This window comes from Gulosibacter sp. (genome assembly GCF_052090685.1).
In the GTDB taxonomy this organism is placed as follows: Bacteria; Actinomycetota; Actinomycetes; order Actinomycetales; family Microbacteriaceae; genus Gulosibacter.
In genome coordinates this window covers 157,331-172,742 of the sequence record NZ_JBQDBE010000001.1, presented here as the reverse complement: position 1 = coordinate 172,742, position 15,412 = coordinate 157,331, and the positions used below count along the sequence as shown (strand labels likewise).

The window sequence follows — 15,412 nt, the reverse complement described above, 5'->3', positions numbered from 1 at the left end:
GGCTCCTTCCTCCGGCAGCCGCCAGACGATTTACTGTGCTGGTCATGTGGCTGACCGCGGCAGCGGTTCTACAGGGAATCGCGTTAGGACTCACCGGCGTTGTGATAGCCACCAGCCTGGATGCGAGCTCGGATGCGATTGTGTGGATGCTTGGGCTCGCGATGGCGATGGTCGCGTACCTCCTCGTGCAATGGCACGCGCAAATGCTCGCATTCCGAATTGATAGCGCGGAGGCGCTGCATTTGCGGCTCGGTGAATATCTCGGCAGGCTCCCGCTCGGCTGGTTCACGCCAACCAGGCAGGCAGAGCTTATCGATCTGGCCACGGCCGGGATTCCTCAATCTATGTCCTTCCCGTCGATTCTGCTGCGCCCTGCTCTGACCGCAATCGTCACCCCAGTCGCCAGCGCACTGACGCTCTTACTCCTTGACTGGCGATACGCGCTCGCGGTCAGTCTCGCAATCGCAGTCGCCTGGGCAGTGAGCCGAGTGAGCGGTCAACTCGCCAAAGACGTCGATGAGCGCCGTCATCGAGTCGGTGCTCAAGCCACGCGCCGGGTACTCGAATATGCTGCGCTTCAGCCGGTAATTCGCACCGATCAGCGCCCCGCAGACGGCGACGCACTGGAGTGTGCGCTCGCAAATGTTCGTGACGACTCCCGCCGATCTTCTGGAACTGTGATTCCTGGCCTGCTCGCATTCGGCCTCACGTTGAACATTCTGTTTGCAGTCATGATCGGTTGTGGAGTCATTTGGTTGACCGCGGGGAACCTCAGTACCCCCGTGTTTCTCGGCATCATCGTCGTCATTGCGCGTCTTACAAGCATTGCCTCGGCGGGTGCAGAACTCACCGCGGGTCTCCGCATGCAACGAGGCATCCTCGAACGACTCAGCGCCGTGTTCGACACGCCACCACTTCCGGTTCACCCTCAACAGGCGGGAAACGAACCGCTGCGGTCCGAATCGAGCAATGGCACAGCCGCACTTTCGAATGGCGTGCTGTTGCAGGCCAGAAACCTCTCGTTTACGTATGACCGCGAAAACGGCACTTCGGTACTGGACGATGTCTCCTTCGAGCTACCGAAACGAGGTCTGACCGCGGTGGTCGGACCGTCGGGTTCTGGAAAGACCACACTCTTGCGCCTGCTCGCTCGGTTCTGGGACCCAACCTCCGGGAGCATCCTGCTAGGTGGAAGCGACCTGCGCGAATTGACAGCAGCGGAGCTTGCGAGCCAACTCGCCACCGTGCTCCAAGACGATTACCTACTCGACGCATCCATACGCGCGAATATTCTGCTTGGACGACCGAACGCAACCAATACACAACTCGCTAATTCTGTAGACGCCACAGGACTTCGCTCGTTCATTGACAGCGTGCCGGGAGGCCTGGATGCGCCGGTCGGGCCCGGTGGCAGCAAGCTCTCGGGCGGGCAGCGACAACGCGTTTGTGTGGCGCGCGCCCTGCTCAAAAACGCGCCGCTGACGATCATGGACGAGGCAACCTCCGCTGTCGACCCGGCCAACGCTCGAATCATTAGTACCGCGGCGCAAGAGCTCGCGCTTCACAGAAGCGTGTTGCTCATTGCACACAATCTCGACACGGTCATACACGCCGACCAGATCATCGTGCTGGATCAAGGTCAGATCGTCGAACGCGGCGACTACCAGGGTCTGGTTGCTGCCCGGGGTATGTTCCATACGCTGCTGCAGGAGCATGGGAGCTCACTGAACCGCACCAAGTTCCGTGACAATTAGCCGGTACTAGAAGACGGTCAGCAACATTGACGATAGACCGAGAATCTGTTGCACAAGGAGTCCACCCGAGATACCAATCGCAATGCCTGCTTGCAATCGATCGAAGCCTTTCCTGACTGCCTGGATGCCGAGGACCAGTGCAGTGATCGCGAGTCCCAGCGTCACAATTAACCTCACTGCGCTGAATGCGGCAGGCACGCCTCCCGCACCGCCGATGTAATAAAAGAGCACTTGGAGCCATGCGAGAAACACGCCAGCCGCGAGAGAGGCGATTGCGAATATGAGCGCTGTCCTTGCGATTCCGGCGAATTGCTGCGGGGCGCCGTTGTTGTGTCCCAGACCCGAGTGCGCCTGGCTAGCGTTTCCTTGAGCCGGGTCGCCGTACCCAAAATTGTCCTGTCCGGAATGCGGCGGTTGCGGGCGGTACTGCTCGTGGGAATTCCAGTCGCTCATATTGGAAATACTAGGCGACCTGCGGTTTATCCAGGACGGAATGGCTCCATCCTCGCACCAGTGACAAAGTCAGCATCTTGGATTTCGGGTAAATGATGCGCAGAGGACCAAATCGATCTCGGCGCGGCACGCGGCCATGAGCAACGTGGTCGACGTCTTGGTTTGGTGATCTCACCTTCAGAATCGCCCCTTTCAGTTGTGACAGTGATCCCTACCTCAACATCGGCTCAACCCGCAATTCATCGACCTGAACTCGCGGTTGCTGGCAAGTCGACACGCTTTCTAATCGACCAAATACGTTCGATCGATACGAATTATCTCGTTGGCGATCCCCTGGATTTTCTCTCGAGAGGTGAAATGGCTGAAGTTGAATTCGCTCTTGCTCGCTACCTCGGTATCGACACCAACATGTTGCATCCGGGGTCTACGCCAATCCAACGGTAAAACAAACACCGCATCGAGCCGCCAGCGTACCGGGACTGTCAGTCCGCTCCAGTTTCGATACGCAAAAATACTGGCATGGACAATGGGCCAGCATCGAATTCCTCATTAGACGGCGCCTTGGACAACACGAAAGGCGCACTCAAAGACGCTTCGCGCAAGGCTGAAGCGGCATCGGATCATCCCTGGTTTAGGAAAGCCGCTCGCCTCGGCCACATTGCGAACGGCGTCCTCCACTTCGTCATTGGCGTAATTGCGCTGAATCTTGCGTTCGGTTCTGCACCTGAAGATGCGGACCAGTCCGGCGCGATCGCCTTGCTCGCTTCCAATCCCCTCGGCATGGCGCTGGTGTGGATTTGCGCAGCCGGATGTGCGCTATTGGGTCTATGGCACCTCAGCGAGGCGATCTGGGATCGCGAATCCGTCACTGATGCACTGAAGAACGTCGCGAAGACGGTCACTTATTTTGCCATCGGGGTGTCGTTCACCGTTGCCGCGCTTGGCGGAAATCAGGACTCCGGTGAGTCAACCAGTTCGCTGTCCGCCACGCTCATGTCGAATCCGGTCGGGGCGGTTGCGCTGATCGTGCTCGGTGCGGCCATCATCATCGTTGGTGGGTACCACGTCTACGTGGGCATCACGCGAAAATTTGAGGAGACCCTCAGGACTTCGAAGGAACGAAAGATCTCCCAGGGAATCCGAGTCGTGGGCACCATCGGTTATATCGCTAAGGGTGTCGTACTCGCGCTCATCGGCCTGCTGTTCGTCATGGCAACAATCAATCAGGACCCCGAAGATGCCACCGGTATGGACGGTGCGCTTCGTGCCTTGCTCGATCAGCCGTTTGGCAACTGGATCCTCGGCGCGATCGGCATCGGCCTCATGATGTTCGGAGTGTATTGCTTCATGCGATCGCGATTCGAAGTCGAGAAGTAAATACGACAGGGGTCGACTACCGATTACGAAGCTGCGACCAGGATGTCGGTCGATCCCCTGTCGTAAGGACCCGTGCCGCAGACGATCGAATCCGCTTTCTGCCATGGCTGCTGTTCGATGAGATAGGGCACCTCTTCGCGCTGCCAGTCGTCCCAGAATGCCGCCGCTGCAGCTCGGTCGCCATTCACGCCGGATTCTTCGTCCCGATCAAGCGCACCTTCGCGTGCAAGGTCATAGTCGCTTTGTACCCAGATTCCGCGATCCAGGTAGGGCTGGATGCGGTCGTTCAGCGATCCTGTTCCTTCGATCACGAGGATACGAACATCCGCGCTGACCGCAATCGCGCCCTGCCTATCCCGCCGGGCCCACGCATCCGGGCGATAGCGCACCGCCTCGCCTCGCCGAACCGGCTGCAAGACATGTTCTACGAGCAGGTCGTGCCAGGACAGGATGGAGTGGTGCCAGGCAATATCGTCGGTCGACACAATCTCGACACCGTTCAGTGCTGTCTGGATACGATATGCCAGCGTGGTCTTGCCAGAGCCACCGCGACCGTCGATGGCGATGATGGTTGGGGCCACGTCAGGTTCGGCTGACAATAGCGCGGTCAACCAATGGGAGAAGCTCTGCTCTTCCCAGTCCCTCACCGTTGGCTCACCGGGACCGGGATTCAAATCAAGGCGCATAGGCAATAGCCAAGCACACTGTCGCCGGCCAACTTCACGCTCGAGCAAGTTTCGGTGCCAGCGCCGTCACACGTCGAGCGATCTCGCTGAACGCCACTTCATAGACGTCGAGCGTTCCCACCCATCCCGGATTGGGAACCGACCAATGCAATGCTCGCGGCCCCGAAAATGCTTCGTGTGCGCGATCGCACACGGTCACCAACAGGTCGCCATCAGTCAACACTCCAGTTATTCGACGCGGTACGTGCTTGGTCAAATCCAGTCCGTGTCGTTCAGCGATCGACAGTGCTGCCGCCGAGGTGTGATCGGCAGGATTCACCCCCGCCGAAATCGTTGGAATGTCACTGACTGTCCCCCAGTACGCGGCGGCCAGCGGTGAGCGTGCGGCATTGCCGGTGCACACGAACACCACGCGTTTCGCGACCAGCCTCGCTTGTGGCGCGAGTGTGGCGAGGGCTTCGGGAACAAGCTTGACGTAGCTACGGCTTTTGTCACCTTCCGAACGAGTGCGATTAACAATGCCCTCATCTTCAAGCGTCCTGAGGTGGTGAGCGAGGAGGTTTGAACTCATCCCAAGCCTCGATTGCAATTCACTCGGTGAAAAGTCGCCCACCCCGAGGAGGTCCACAATCAGCAATCTGGCAGGGTCAGATAGTGCAGCGTGACGAGCTGCGCGGCGCTCCAGATCAGTTTGCTCAGTGTTCATTGCCTCAATCTTGACTGAGCCATATGCGTTGCGTCAAGATGCAGCCATGCATACTTCGTCTGTCGAGGACACCGCACGCCGTTATCCGGGGACAATCGCCGAAGTCTTTTGGGTGTTTCTTCGCCTTGGCCTCACATCCTTCGGCGGTCCAGTCGCCCACTTGGGCTATTTTCGAGAGGCCTTCGTCGAGCGCCGTCGTTGGTTGGATGATCGTGCGTATGCGGATCTCGTCGCACTTTGCCAGTTCCTGCCGGGCCCCGCATCGAGCCAGGTCGGGATGGCGCTGGGCCTCCAGCGTGCGGGTTTCGGCGGGCTATTGGCCGCTTGGGTGGGATTCACGCTCCCCTCGGCACTGTTACTCCTCGCTTTTGCCTACGGCGTCACTGCCTTCGGTGACTTCACCGAAGCCGGGTGGCTGCACGGACTCAAGGCTGCCGCAGTCGCCGTCGTCGCACACGCGCTATTCGGCATGGCCCGCACACTCACCCCTGATGCGAAACGAGCCACCATCGCGGTCGCCGCGATGATTGCGGTGTTGCTCGCCCCGAACGCCTTCGTGCAAGTTGGCGTGATTCTGGCCACCGGCATCGTCGGCTTGCTTTGGCTCCGACCTGATCCTGCCGCTACGGATAATTCCCCTTCGTATTCGATGCGGGTCCCCCGCTGGTTGGGAATCAGCTCACTCGCGACGTTCGGTGGTTTGCTCCTCGGCCTGCCAGCACTCGCTGCGGCAACGGGCAATGCTGCGGTCGGTCTCTTCGATACCTTCTACCGTGCCGGAGCACTCGTATTCGGCGGCGGCCACGTGGTGCTACCGCTCTTGCAGGCAGAAACCGTACAGACCGGGCTCGTCACGCAGGATGCATTTCTCGCCGGCTACGGTGCCGCCCAGGCGGTGCCCGGCCCGCTCTTCACCTTTGCGGCCTATCTCGGTGGGGTCACCGCATCCGGCCCCTCCGGAGCGGTTGGTGCGTCGATCGCCCTCGTGGCAATTTTTCTGCCCGCGACGCTGCTGGTCATCGGAGTCATGCCTTTTTGGGATCACCTCCGCCGTGCCCCATGTGCCCAGCGCGCGCTCATGGGTGTCAACGCCGGCGTAGTCGGGATACTTGCCGCTGCCCTGTACACCCCGGTCTTCACCGATGGCATCACCGGGATTCCCGCCTTCGCAATCGCAGCTGCCGCATTCGTTGCCCTGACTTCGTGGAAAGCTCCGGCCTGGACAGTCGTGCTCGCGGCCGCACTTCTCGGCTGGCTCATTCTGTAAGGCACGCTCTATGTACGTCGGCGCACCGAGAGCAATATGACACGTACGACCCTGGCAGTAGATCGCGGAAAATGCAGGCGTAACCGAGGGTTTCCCTTCATGATGAGAAGCATGAAACGAAACGCACTCACCACGTTAAGCGTCTTCGCAGTCGCTGGCCTCGCGCTTGCTGGCTGCTCCACCGAACTCACCGTTCCCGCCGATGAAGTCGAGACTCAGGCTGCCGAAAGCCTCTCGGGGCAGCTCGGATTCACTCCAGAAATCGAATGTGCAGAAGACCTCCCCGGTGAGGTCGATGCCGAAATCACCTGCGACCTCTTCGATGATCAGGGCGGTCGCTACGACGCCATCATGACGGTCACCTCCGTCGAAGGCACCGATGTGCAGTTCGACGTGACCGTTCCGCCGGGACAGTCTGGCGAATAAGTCGCCGGGAAATTAGTTCGGCACCCCACCGAAATTCTGGTGGGGTGCCGAACGTTCATTAAAGCTGAATGGGAGCTAGTTTTCCGTACCGTGCTCGAAATCCAGGAACGCCTGCTTGAGGCGATCTAGGAATTGGTCCACGTCGTGAGGGTCATATCCCTCACGAAAACGCGTGGGAGCGAATTGCACTGACTGCACGGTAGCTGCAGTCACGGGTTGGCGCTCGATGGTCTCTCCAGATTCGTGTTTCCGAAGAGTATCCACGACTCGGTCAAGGAAGTGGTCGACTTCCCGCTGGTCGTAACCGACCGAGTATTTTGTGGCACGGAACTGCTCGTTCAGCACTTCATCACTTCGCATTTTCTGCCTCCGTTGATTGGTGCGTCCGGACAGGACCGACAGCAATGTTACGCGCAAATATGCCGGGACCGGGCCCCACAACACGCATCTCGCAAACCTTGTGCATGCTCCACATCGGATTCGCTCTTCACCCGGATCGGTGATATGAAAAATCATTCTTCTGTGGTTGTTGTGATGGATGCGATGATCGAGTCATGCTTTTTCGCTTGGCTCGTGAAATCTTCCTCGACTCCCCTATCTCCCGGCTCGGTGCGACAATCGCCACGGGCATCGCCCTCACCTACGGCGTACCTTTATCCACCGGCAAGATTGAACGACACAACAAACTCATCGTGCTTCGCGGGCTGCCGAAGTGGGCCTTTAAACGCGGTGGCGTGTGCGTCGGCCGCGTGTACCTCACCAACCAGAATGTGTCACCGCGCGTGCTCAAGCACGAACAGGTACACCTCCGGCAATGGCAGCGTTACGGACTCCTCTTCCCCATTCTCTACGCATTCGCCGGCGCCGATCCCCTCAGGAATCGCTTTGAAATTGAAGCGGGACTCGAAGACGGCGGCTACGTCCGCAAAGGTAGGAAGGCTCCCAAAGCACAAAAATAGCGTTAGGCACCGCAACCGAGCTGCACGGGATTCGTCACCCGGACCGGCATAGTTCAGTCTCAGATGTCGACAATGATTGCCAATGTATTCCGAATTTGTCGAAGCAGAACGGGGCTGACGTTACCGATCTGCGCCCCTATGCGTTCTATCGCGATCGACCTAATGTGCTGGCACTGAGCGGCGGAGATCGCAACGAGTCCGTTTAGTTCGTCAGGGTCGACAATGACTTCAGCGCCACTTTCACGAATCGTGCGGGTTAGCGGAACGACTTGCACGACGTTTGGCCTGCCGCGGAGAATCCGATCTGCAGTGACGACAATTGCAGGCCTCCGCAACTCTGCCTCCGCACTAACGGGCGTACCGAGGTCGAGTTCTACAACGTCACCCGGCGTCAGCATCTAACCAAGCAATTTCGTCGTCCCGTAGCGGTGTTGAGAGGTCGCGGCCGATCGCTTCCTGCTCGAGAAGTCTAGTGGCGCGGGTGACCGTATCGGTCACTGTCTCACCACGGCGCGCCGCGAGGACATTGAGTGCGTCTCGCACATCGCGAGTGACGCGGATAGTGGTTGTGTCGCTCATGCTTCAACCATACGCGCTGTAGACAATTCAATCTACAAAGATATCTTCCGATACGCGAGCCACCGGCCGCGAGCAGCTCACCACACCGGAGGGTGGCGCTGGGGCCAGGCGAGTTCGCGTTCCAGTTCGCGGCCGAATCGCAGCAGTGTGGACTCGGCGCCGGGGCGACCAATGGCTTGCACGCCCCAAGGCAACGGATCGACCGCAACGGGCAGGCTCAACGCAGGCAGCCCCGCGACGTTGAGATAGCTCGTATACGGCGTGTACTGGCACTGCTGAATGAAATTTCGGTCTCCGTCAGCGTCGTCGTACCAGCCAATCGGACGCGGTGACATTGCCAGCGCGGGAGTGAGGATGAGGTCATACGGTTCATAGTCGGCGATGATCTGTCGTTCGAAGGCGCTGAGGCGTCGAAGTGCCGCAACCACAACACTCGCGGGAAGCTTTCGCCCTTCTTCCACGATCCAGCGCGTGAGGGTTTCGACTCTCTCGAGCGCTTCGTCGTCGAGCGGCACGGCGGATGCACCTCCCTGCCAAATTGCGCGGAAGGAATCCACGTAGTCGGGGAACGGTCGCGGCGTCACTTCCGTGACTGTGTGGCCGAGCGATTCTGCGAGCCGAATTGTGTCCTGAAGGGCGGTCGCCGCACCGTCTTCGAGGGTGATGTCGTAGTGCGTTGCCCACGGTGACCAGGTATTCCAACCAATCTTGAGTCGACGCTGCGGATGCGAAAGCGCATCGAGGTACGACCGCTCGCCAACCGGTGCGGTGAGTGCGAACTGATCGCGCGGTGCGCCGCCCGTGCGCTTCGGAATCATGCCGTCCAGCAGCAACGCAACGTCTTCGATGGAACGCCCGATTGGCCCTTCAACGCCGAGTCCGGCCAGCGCATCCACGCCCGAGCCACCGGGAATCCTGCCGCGCGAGGGTTTGAGCCCCACGAGCCCGCAGGCCGCGGCCGGGATGCGGATCGAACCGCCACCATCGCTGCCCGGCGCAAACGGCAGCAGTCCTGCCGCAGTCGCCACGGCGGCTCCCCCAGATGAACCACCCGGTCCGAGCGAAGGATCCCAGGGATTGCGCGCGACACCACCGTCAAGGAGGTTCTCGGTATAGCTCGGAAATCCGAATTCCGGAGTGTTTGTTTTACCGAGCGAGATTCCTCCCGCCGCATCCATCGCCTGCACCGTCGCCGAGGATTCCTCGGGCACGTAGCCGAGCATGGCGCGTGATCCATAGGTCGAAGGAACCCCCGCTCGGTCGGTGAGGTCCTTATCGCCGAAGGGCAAGCCCCACAGGGGATTCGCTTCGATATCTTGTGCCGCACTTGCGTCTCGGTCGCGGTCGGTATCGAGCTCGGATGCCCGCTCGCGCGCGGCGTCATCGGTCACGGTGATGAATGCGCGCAGTTCGTCGTTCTTCGCGTCAATACGGTCGAGGTAGTGGTCTACGAGATCGGTGCTTCGAAGCTCTCCCGAGGCGAGCATCCGTCGTTGGTCTACAGCCGAGAGATCATGCAGTTCGCTCATGCGCTCACCCTACGTGGTGCACTGTCGCGTGCGCCCAGACATCTTGTGTGCACAGACATCTTGTGTGCCCACGACCTAATCGGCCGCGTCAACGCGCCAATCAATCGGCGACGCACCCTGAGTCTCAAGCAGCGCATTCGCTTGCGAAAACGGTCTCGAGCCGAAGAATCCGCGCGAGGCCGACAGCGGCGAAGGATGCGCGGATTCGACCGCGGGTACCTCACCCAAAAACGCCTTGGTCTTGCGCGCGTCATTGCCCCAGAGGATCGCGACGAGTGGGCCGCCGCGAGCCGCAAGCCCGCGCAGGGCGCATTCGGTGACCACTTCCCATCCGCGTCCGCGGTGCGAGGCGGGCTTGCCGGGCTGCACCGTGAGTGCCCGGTTGAGCAGCAGGACACCCTGTTCACTCCATCGGCTCAAGTCACCGTGTGCCGCCGGTGCGATACCGAGGTCTTCGTGGAGTTCGCGGTAAATATTGCTGAGTGACCGTGGCAATGGCTGTACGTGCCGGTCCACGGCAAAGGAGAGCCCGATTGGATGCCCCGGAGTCGGATACGGATCCTGCCCCACCACGACCACGCGTACCTCGCTCAATGGCTGCTGAAAGGCCCGCAGCACATGCTCACCGGCGGGCAAATAGCCTCGACCGGCCGCGTTCTCCCCGCGCAAGAATGCGCCGAGTTCGGTGATGCGCTCTTCGACGGGTCCGAGCACCTCAGCCCAGCCCGCATCCATTCGCCCGGATGCAACCAACTCTGCCAATGACACCGCTGACTACTCCGCCCGTGAGGTTGAAACCGAGACGCCTTCGGCGCTGCCGGTGATTTGCCAGAGTGAGCCGGTGCCGCTGAGGCCCAGCCCCGCTTCTGAAATCTCAATCGCAGTTCCCTCGTCGAGGGCAAGTACCCGGTCCACGAGTTCGGCTTCGCAGCACGCCACCGCGAGCCCCACTGTGCCGTGCTGCGCGGCGTGTGACAGCACCGTGAGGTCGATCAGTCCGAGGCCAGCATCGAGCCGCACTTCACCGGCCGAGCCGTGCTTGGGTGCGACGGGGACGCCGCCGATCATATTGCCGGATACGATCGCCGCTTCCGAGGCAATCACCGCGCCCGCGCCAATGCCAAAGAACGGCACCTGTTCGTGCGCGAGACGACGGATGTCCGCCACCCGGTGGTGCAGCGCGGCGAGCAGTTCTGCGGGCTGAGCATCCGCAATCAAAATCCCATCGGCGGTGAGCAACTCCCCACCGTCGAATCCCTGCGTGACGGTACCGGCGGCATCCACCTTCGCGATGAGCGGTACCAACTCAATACCGACCTGCGCAAAACCAAGTCGAGCAAGTTCCGCAAGCGACTGTTTGGCGTGGCTGCCCACGATCACCACCGCCACCGTTGCGGAACTCTCGGATGTGCGGGCAGCGACCCGCGCGATGAATTGATCGGCGATCGGGCGCAATGCCTCGACGTCGCCGCCTCCGGCCAGCAAAATACTCACCCCGATATCGTGCCACGGATGCGTCCTCACGTTACGGGCAAACTTGGTGGATAGGGTTCCTCTCGGCATGATTGCGAGTGTGCGAGTCTCGCCGCCAGTCCAGCCACACTGTTCGACCAACACTCATGAGGAGTATCGATGACCGAGCGCTTTGAAACCAAGCAGGTGCACGCAGGCACCCAAACCGATCCGACCACGAATTCCGTGATCACCCCGATCTACCAGACCACCGCGTACGCCTTCAATGATGCAGACCACGCGGCGAACCTCTTCGCGCTCACCGAATCGGGCAATATCTACACCCGCATCATGAACCCGACCACCGACGTCCTCGAAAAGCGCGTCGCCGCACTCGAAGGCGGCACGGCAGCGCTCGCCGTGTCCTCCGGTCAGGCTGCCGAGCTCCTCGCCGTGCTCAACATCGCGGGTGCGGGCGACCACATTGTGTCCTCGTCCTCGATCTACGGCGGTACCTTCAACCTCTTCAAGTACACGCTCGCCCGCCAGGGCATCGAAGTAACGTTCGTACGCAATCAGGAGGATGCTGAAGAGTGGCGCGCCGCGGTTCGTCCGAACACCAAGCTATTCTTCGCCGAATCCATCGGTAACCCGGCCATCAATGTGCTCGACATAGAGCTCGTCTCAGGAGTCGCGCACGAATCGGGTGTCCCGCTCGTTATCGACAACACGGTTGCCTCGCCATACCTCATTCGTCCCTTCGAGCACGGTGCTGACATCGTTGTGCACTCGGCAACGAAGTACCTCGGTGGGCACGGTTCGGTCGTCGGCGGCCTCATCGTCGACGGCGGTAACTTCCCCTGGAGCGAGCACGCCGACCGCTTCCCGAACCTCACCGAGCCCGACCCGACTTACAACGGCCTCAGCTACACCGGTGCACTCGGTAATGGCATCGCCTACATCATGAAGGCGCGCGTGCAGCTGCTCCGCGACATGGGCACCTCAATCGCACCAGCATCCGCCTGGCAGATTCTGCAGGGCATCGAGACCCTGAGCCTGCGCATGGAGCGCCACGTCCAAAACGCCCAGGCCGTTGCCGAGTGGCTGGAAAGCCACGGCTCTGTCGTTTCGGTGAACTACCCGGGCCTGCCCTCAAACCACGGGCACGAGCTCGCGAAGAAGTACTCCCCCAACGGTGCCAGTGCGCTGCTCACCTTCGAGCTCAGTGGCGGCCTCGACGTGGGCCGCAAGGTCGTCGAGTCGGTCAAGCTGTTCAAGCACGTGGTCAACATCGGCGACGTTCGCTCGATCATCACGCACCCCGCATCCACCACCCACGCGCAGCTCTCACCCGAACAGCAGCTCGACGCCGGTGTGACCCCTGGGCTCATTCGCCTTTCGGTCGGTATCGAGCACATCGATGACCTGATTGCCGACCTCGAGCAGGCAATCGGACAGGCTGCCAACTAGGCTATTCGGATGCAGTGGAGTGAATCACTTTTTCGGGCGAACGACCTTTATGGCACGGAACTGCCCGGTAGTCGTGGATCCTCCACCATTCGCCCTCCGGCCACGGGTGCGTGGTTGGAGGGCGATAACCCCGGCCAACGCCAGTTCGTTTCGGTCGGTGACTTTGAATTTGAGCACGGTGGTGCGGTGCCGCTGCGCATCGCCTATGAATCCTGGGGCGAACTCAATGCGGACCGTTCGAATGCGGTGCTCGTCCTGCATGCGCTCACGGGTGACTCGCATGTTGAGGGAGCCGTTGGTCCCGGGCACGCCACCGCCGGCTGGTGGCCCGGTCTGATCGGCCCCGGTCTCCCGCTCGACACCAATCGCTATTTCATCATTGCGCCCAATATGCTCGGCGGCTGCCAGGGCACCACCGGGCCTGCCTCAATTGCCCCGAACGGTCGCGAATGGGCCGCTCGCTTCCCCCGCACGACGATTCGCGATCAGGTACGTGCCCAGGCCGCACTCACTGACGCCCTCGGAATCACTCGCCTAGCCGCAGTGGTCGGCGGTTCCATGGGCGGGATGCAGTCCCTCGAATGGGGCATCATGTTCGGTGATCGAGTCGAGCAGTTGCTCGTGTTGTCGGCACCGCCGGTCATCGATGCGATGACGATCGCGCAGAACACACTGCAGGCTGACGCGATCCGGCTCGATCCGCTCTGGGCCGATGGCGACTACTATGACGCTCTTGCTGGCGAGGGCCCCAACCGCGGTCTCGCACTCGCACGCCGCCTCGCAATGCTCATGTATCGCTCCGATAGCGAACTCGATAATCGCTTTGGCCGCTCCTGGCAATCCGCACTTGCGCCAGAAGATGGCATAGGGCGTTACGCCGTGGAGTCCTATCTCGACTTCCACGGCAACCGCTTCACCCGCCGCTTTGATGCGAATAGCTACGTCACGCTCACCACCGCGATGAACACGCACGATATCGGTCGAGACCGCGGTGGGGTAGATGCTGCGCTGGCGCAGGTCGTACCGCCCACCCTCGTGCTGGGGATTGATAGCGACACGCTCTTCCGGATTGATACACAGCATCGCATTGCCGCGGGTATCCCGAACTCCATCACTGGCGATACCGCGCACGTGATCGAATCGCCATTCGGCCACGACGGATTCCTCCTCGAAATCCCCGAGGTCAGCGCGGCGCTTCGCGGCGTGCTCGGTTAGCACTACGGGACGCTAGCGCGCCGCTCCTTCGAAGGTGACGCGGCCCGCGGCTACCGACTCAATCGCGTCGGTGAGTTCGCGTTGCGTTGCCCGAACATGGGTGAGCTGAATCGGATGCGCGGAGCCGAAGATGCGGCGGCTATTGAACCCGCTCAGCAGGCTGAATGCACCTTTATTGGAACGCTCGCGGAAATCTGCCTCGTTTTCCAGCCGGAACACCAGGTAGTCGTGTTGTCGGTACAGCACGAAGTGGAAGCTGCGGCATTCTGACCATTCAACGAGACGTTCCGGTGAGGTGTGCATGGTCCGATCGATGAACCCGTCGGCAGTGATCTCGAGTGCGGGAAGGCTGCCCGATTTCAGGAACAGCCGCAGTAATCGATAGGTCAGCACCCCGTAGAACGCGGCACCGAGTGGGCCGATGACGAGCGACAGAATCTTAAAGAATCGGTCGCGCGAGGACATCCCACTCGCATCCGCAGCAATGCCGTAGACCAGGATCCCCACACAAAGGAGCGTCATGAAGGCGGCCATCGAAATGAAGAAAATTCGGTTCGCCCGCTTCAGCCCAAAGCCATAAGATTCAGTGCCGTTCGACGCGCCATCAGACGGTTTCGGTGCCACCGGAAACTCCTTGGAACGGTACGAGCCCGCCAGTTACTGCCCCGATCGCCTCGACCAGTTCATCCGCAGTGACCTTGAGATTGTTGAGGTGCACGGGATGCACGGGGCCGAGCAGTCGCTGATTTGCAGCAAATGCGGCGCGCTTCATCCGGTTGTAGTTGGCACGCTCTGGAAAGCGTTGCGGCTCCGTCAGCACGAACGCGAGATAGCGCTGACGCCGTTGCTCCATGAACCCAAATCCACTGATCTCCGACCACGGCACCAATTCGTCGGGCGACAGCTGAGACGTCCGGTCGAAAAATCCTTCCGGAGTCAATACCAGCCCCGGGCGCGAGCGGTTCTTCACGATGCTCCGAGCAATTGCGAAGGTCGCGAACCCGAAAAAGACCACTGCAATCGGGCCAATGATCTGTCTGACAATACCACCACTGCGCCGCCCCTCACCGATGGTGTTGTAGCCATCGTCCGCCGGAGCCCACGCCGTGATCGTGATCAGTACCCCCGCGACCACGAACAGAATCGATAACACGAGCAGCAGAATGATCTTCCCCCGCTTCAGTGCGAAGGAATGGCTGGGCGTGTTCGGTTGCTGAAAAGTCACTAGCGTGACCTTACTCGCGAGCCGGCGTCATTCCGTCCATCCCCCGGACTAATCGCGCTTGTGCTCTCGACGGATCCGCTTGAGTATCACGCGCGCAGCCACAGCGCACGGGATCAGGCAGAGCCCCACAATGATCACGATGGACCACCACGATGCGCTAGCTACCGTGAAACTATTCGACTCCCAGTCACGCGTGAACCACGCGAACGCGCCGACTCCGATCAGCAGCACCATGCTGCCAGCCACGAGCCCGAGCTGGATGTAGTCGCGCCGCAATCTCGCTTTGCGCAGCACTGCCGGATCCTGTTTGCCGG

The 15,412-nt window shown here is 60.7% G+C and carries 20 protein-coding genes; 8 read left to right on the top strand and 12 right to left on the bottom strand.

Annotated features, from left to right (window positions below; genetic code table 11):
* Positions 1-44: 44 nt before the first annotated feature.
* Positions 45-1,754 (top strand): ABC transporter ATP-binding protein, encoded by a 1,710-nt coding sequence (locus ACTHXA_RS00830; RefSeq protein WP_441668370.1) that lies wholly within the window; start codon positions 45-47, stop codon positions 1,752-1,754.
* Positions 1,755-1,760: 6 nt separating this feature from the next.
* On the opposite strand, the gene ACTHXA_RS00825 is transcribed toward ACTHXA_RS00830, so the two are convergent.
* A complete protein-coding gene (locus tag ACTHXA_RS00825) occupies positions 1,761-2,207 on the bottom strand; it encodes a hypothetical protein (RefSeq protein ID WP_441668369.1) in 447 nt (148 codons plus the stop codon).
* Between the two features lie 111 nt (positions 2,208-2,318).
* Here ACTHXA_RS00825 and ACTHXA_RS00820 point away from each other — a divergent pair, with 111 nt between their 5' ends.
* Together ACTHXA_RS00820 and ACTHXA_RS00815 are read left to right on the top strand one after the other, a co-directional pair.
* The gene (locus tag ACTHXA_RS00820; protein ID WP_441668644.1) at positions 2,319-2,651 is read left to right on the top strand and encodes a type II toxin-antitoxin system PemK/MazF family toxin; all 333 of its coding nucleotides are present in this window, start codon (positions 2,319-2,321) and stop codon (positions 2,649-2,651) included.
* 75 nt (positions 2,652-2,726) lie between these two features.
* Entirely contained in the window at positions 2,727-3,584 is an 858-nt protein-coding gene (locus ACTHXA_RS00815) for a DUF1206 domain-containing protein (protein WP_441668367.1), read from the top strand.
* Positions 3,585-3,607: 23 nt separating this feature from the next.
* On the opposite strand, the gene ACTHXA_RS00810 is transcribed toward ACTHXA_RS00815, so the two are convergent.
* Both ACTHXA_RS00810 and ACTHXA_RS00805 read right to left on the bottom strand, forming a co-directional pair.
* Positions 3,608-4,270: a uridine kinase family protein gene (locus tag ACTHXA_RS00810; protein WP_441668365.1), complete on the bottom strand. Its 663-nt coding sequence runs from the start codon at positions 4,268-4,270 to the stop codon at positions 3,608-3,610.
* A gap of 34 nt (positions 4,271-4,304) precedes the next feature.
* Complete coding sequence (locus tag ACTHXA_RS00805; protein WP_441668363.1) at positions 4,305-4,976, bottom strand: arsenate reductase/protein-tyrosine-phosphatase family protein; 672 nt, start codon at positions 4,974-4,976, stop codon at positions 4,305-4,307.
* A gap of 46 nt (positions 4,977-5,022) precedes the next feature.
* On the opposite strand from ACTHXA_RS00805, the gene chrA reads away from it, so the two are divergent.
* Both chrA and ACTHXA_RS00795 read left to right on the top strand, forming a co-directional pair.
* Positions 5,023-6,243: a chromate efflux transporter gene (gene chrA / locus ACTHXA_RS00800; protein WP_441668361.1), complete on the top strand. Its 1,221-nt coding sequence runs from the start codon at positions 5,023-5,025 to the stop codon at positions 6,241-6,243.
* A gap of 111 nt (positions 6,244-6,354) precedes the next feature.
* Positions 6,355-6,669 carry a DUF4333 domain-containing protein gene (locus ACTHXA_RS00795; protein ID WP_441668359.1) on the top strand — a complete coding sequence of 105 codons (315 nt, stop codon included), beginning with the start codon at positions 6,355-6,357 and terminating at the stop codon, positions 6,667-6,669.
* A gap of 75 nt (positions 6,670-6,744) precedes the next feature.
* On the opposite strand, the gene ACTHXA_RS00790 is transcribed toward ACTHXA_RS00795, so the two are convergent.
* Positions 6,745-7,029 (bottom strand): DivIVA domain-containing protein, encoded by a 285-nt coding sequence (locus ACTHXA_RS00790; protein WP_441668357.1) that lies wholly within the window; start codon positions 7,027-7,029, stop codon positions 6,745-6,747.
* A gap of 194 nt (positions 7,030-7,223) precedes the next feature.
* Between ACTHXA_RS00790 and ACTHXA_RS00785 the strand changes: the two genes are divergently transcribed.
* Positions 7,224-7,628 (top strand): Fe-S oxidoreductase, encoded by a 405-nt coding sequence (locus ACTHXA_RS00785; RefSeq protein ID WP_441668355.1) that lies wholly within the window; start codon positions 7,224-7,226, stop codon positions 7,626-7,628.
* Positions 7,629-7,687: 59 nt separating this feature from the next.
* On the opposite strand, the gene ACTHXA_RS00780 is transcribed toward ACTHXA_RS00785, so the two are convergent.
* From ACTHXA_RS00780 to ACTHXA_RS00760, 5 genes are all read right to left on the bottom strand, one after another.
* Positions 7,688-8,026, bottom strand: coding sequence for a type II toxin-antitoxin system PemK/MazF family toxin (locus ACTHXA_RS00780; RefSeq protein WP_441668353.1), 339 nt, complete (start codon positions 8,024-8,026; stop codon positions 7,688-7,690).
* On the bottom strand, positions 8,010-8,207 hold the full coding sequence (locus ACTHXA_RS00775) for a hypothetical protein (RefSeq protein ID WP_441668351.1): 198 nt from the start codon (positions 8,205-8,207) through the stop codon (positions 8,010-8,012). Before ACTHXA_RS00775 ends, ACTHXA_RS00780 begins: the two co-directional genes overlap by 17 nt.
* 77 nt (positions 8,208-8,284) lie before the next feature.
* Positions 8,285-9,736, bottom strand: a complete 1,452-nt coding sequence (locus tag ACTHXA_RS00770) for an amidase (RefSeq protein WP_441668349.1) — start codon at positions 9,734-9,736, stop codon at positions 8,285-8,287.
* Positions 9,737-9,811: 75 nt separating this feature from the next.
* The gene (locus tag ACTHXA_RS00765) at positions 9,812-10,471 is read right to left on the bottom strand and encodes a uracil-DNA glycosylase (protein WP_441668642.1); all 660 of its coding nucleotides are present in this window, start codon (positions 10,469-10,471) and stop codon (positions 9,812-9,814) included.
* 39 nt (positions 10,472-10,510) lie between these two features.
* A complete protein-coding gene (locus ACTHXA_RS00760; RefSeq protein ID WP_441668347.1) occupies positions 10,511-11,230 on the bottom strand; it encodes a Type 1 glutamine amidotransferase-like domain-containing protein in 720 nt (239 codons plus the stop codon).
* Between the two features lie 138 nt (positions 11,231-11,368).
* On the opposite strand from ACTHXA_RS00760, the gene ACTHXA_RS00755 reads away from it, so the two are divergent.
* On the top strand, positions 11,369-12,658 hold the full coding sequence (locus tag ACTHXA_RS00755) for a bifunctional o-acetylhomoserine/o-acetylserine sulfhydrylase (RefSeq protein WP_441668345.1): 1,290 nt from the start codon (positions 11,369-11,371) through the stop codon (positions 12,656-12,658).
* 9 nt (positions 12,659-12,667) lie between these two features.
* Positions 12,668-13,873: a homoserine O-acetyltransferase MetX gene (gene metX / locus ACTHXA_RS00750; RefSeq protein WP_441668343.1), complete on the top strand. Its 1,206-nt coding sequence runs from the start codon at positions 12,668-12,670 to the stop codon at positions 13,871-13,873.
* A 12-nt stretch (positions 13,874-13,885) separates the two neighbouring features.
* Here the strand turns inward: metX and ACTHXA_RS00745 are convergent, their stop codons facing one another.
* Genes ACTHXA_RS00745 through ACTHXA_RS00735 form a run of 3 tightly spaced genes read right to left on the bottom strand, consistent with a single transcriptional unit; the run spans position 13,886 to position 15,392 of the window.
* Entirely contained in the window at positions 13,886-14,497 is a 612-nt protein-coding gene (locus ACTHXA_RS00745; RefSeq protein ID WP_441668341.1) for a hypothetical protein, read from the bottom strand.
* Positions 14,478-15,098, bottom strand: coding sequence for an STM3941 family protein (locus ACTHXA_RS00740; protein ID WP_441668339.1), 621 nt, complete (start codon positions 15,096-15,098; stop codon positions 14,478-14,480). The genes ACTHXA_RS00745 and ACTHXA_RS00740 overlap by 20 nt, the downstream gene beginning before the upstream one ends.
* A gap of 48 nt (positions 15,099-15,146) precedes the next feature.
* Positions 15,147-15,392 (bottom strand): hypothetical protein, encoded by a 246-nt coding sequence (locus ACTHXA_RS00735; RefSeq protein ID WP_441668337.1) that lies wholly within the window; start codon positions 15,390-15,392, stop codon positions 15,147-15,149.
* Between the last annotated feature and the right edge of the window lie 20 nt (positions 15,393-15,412).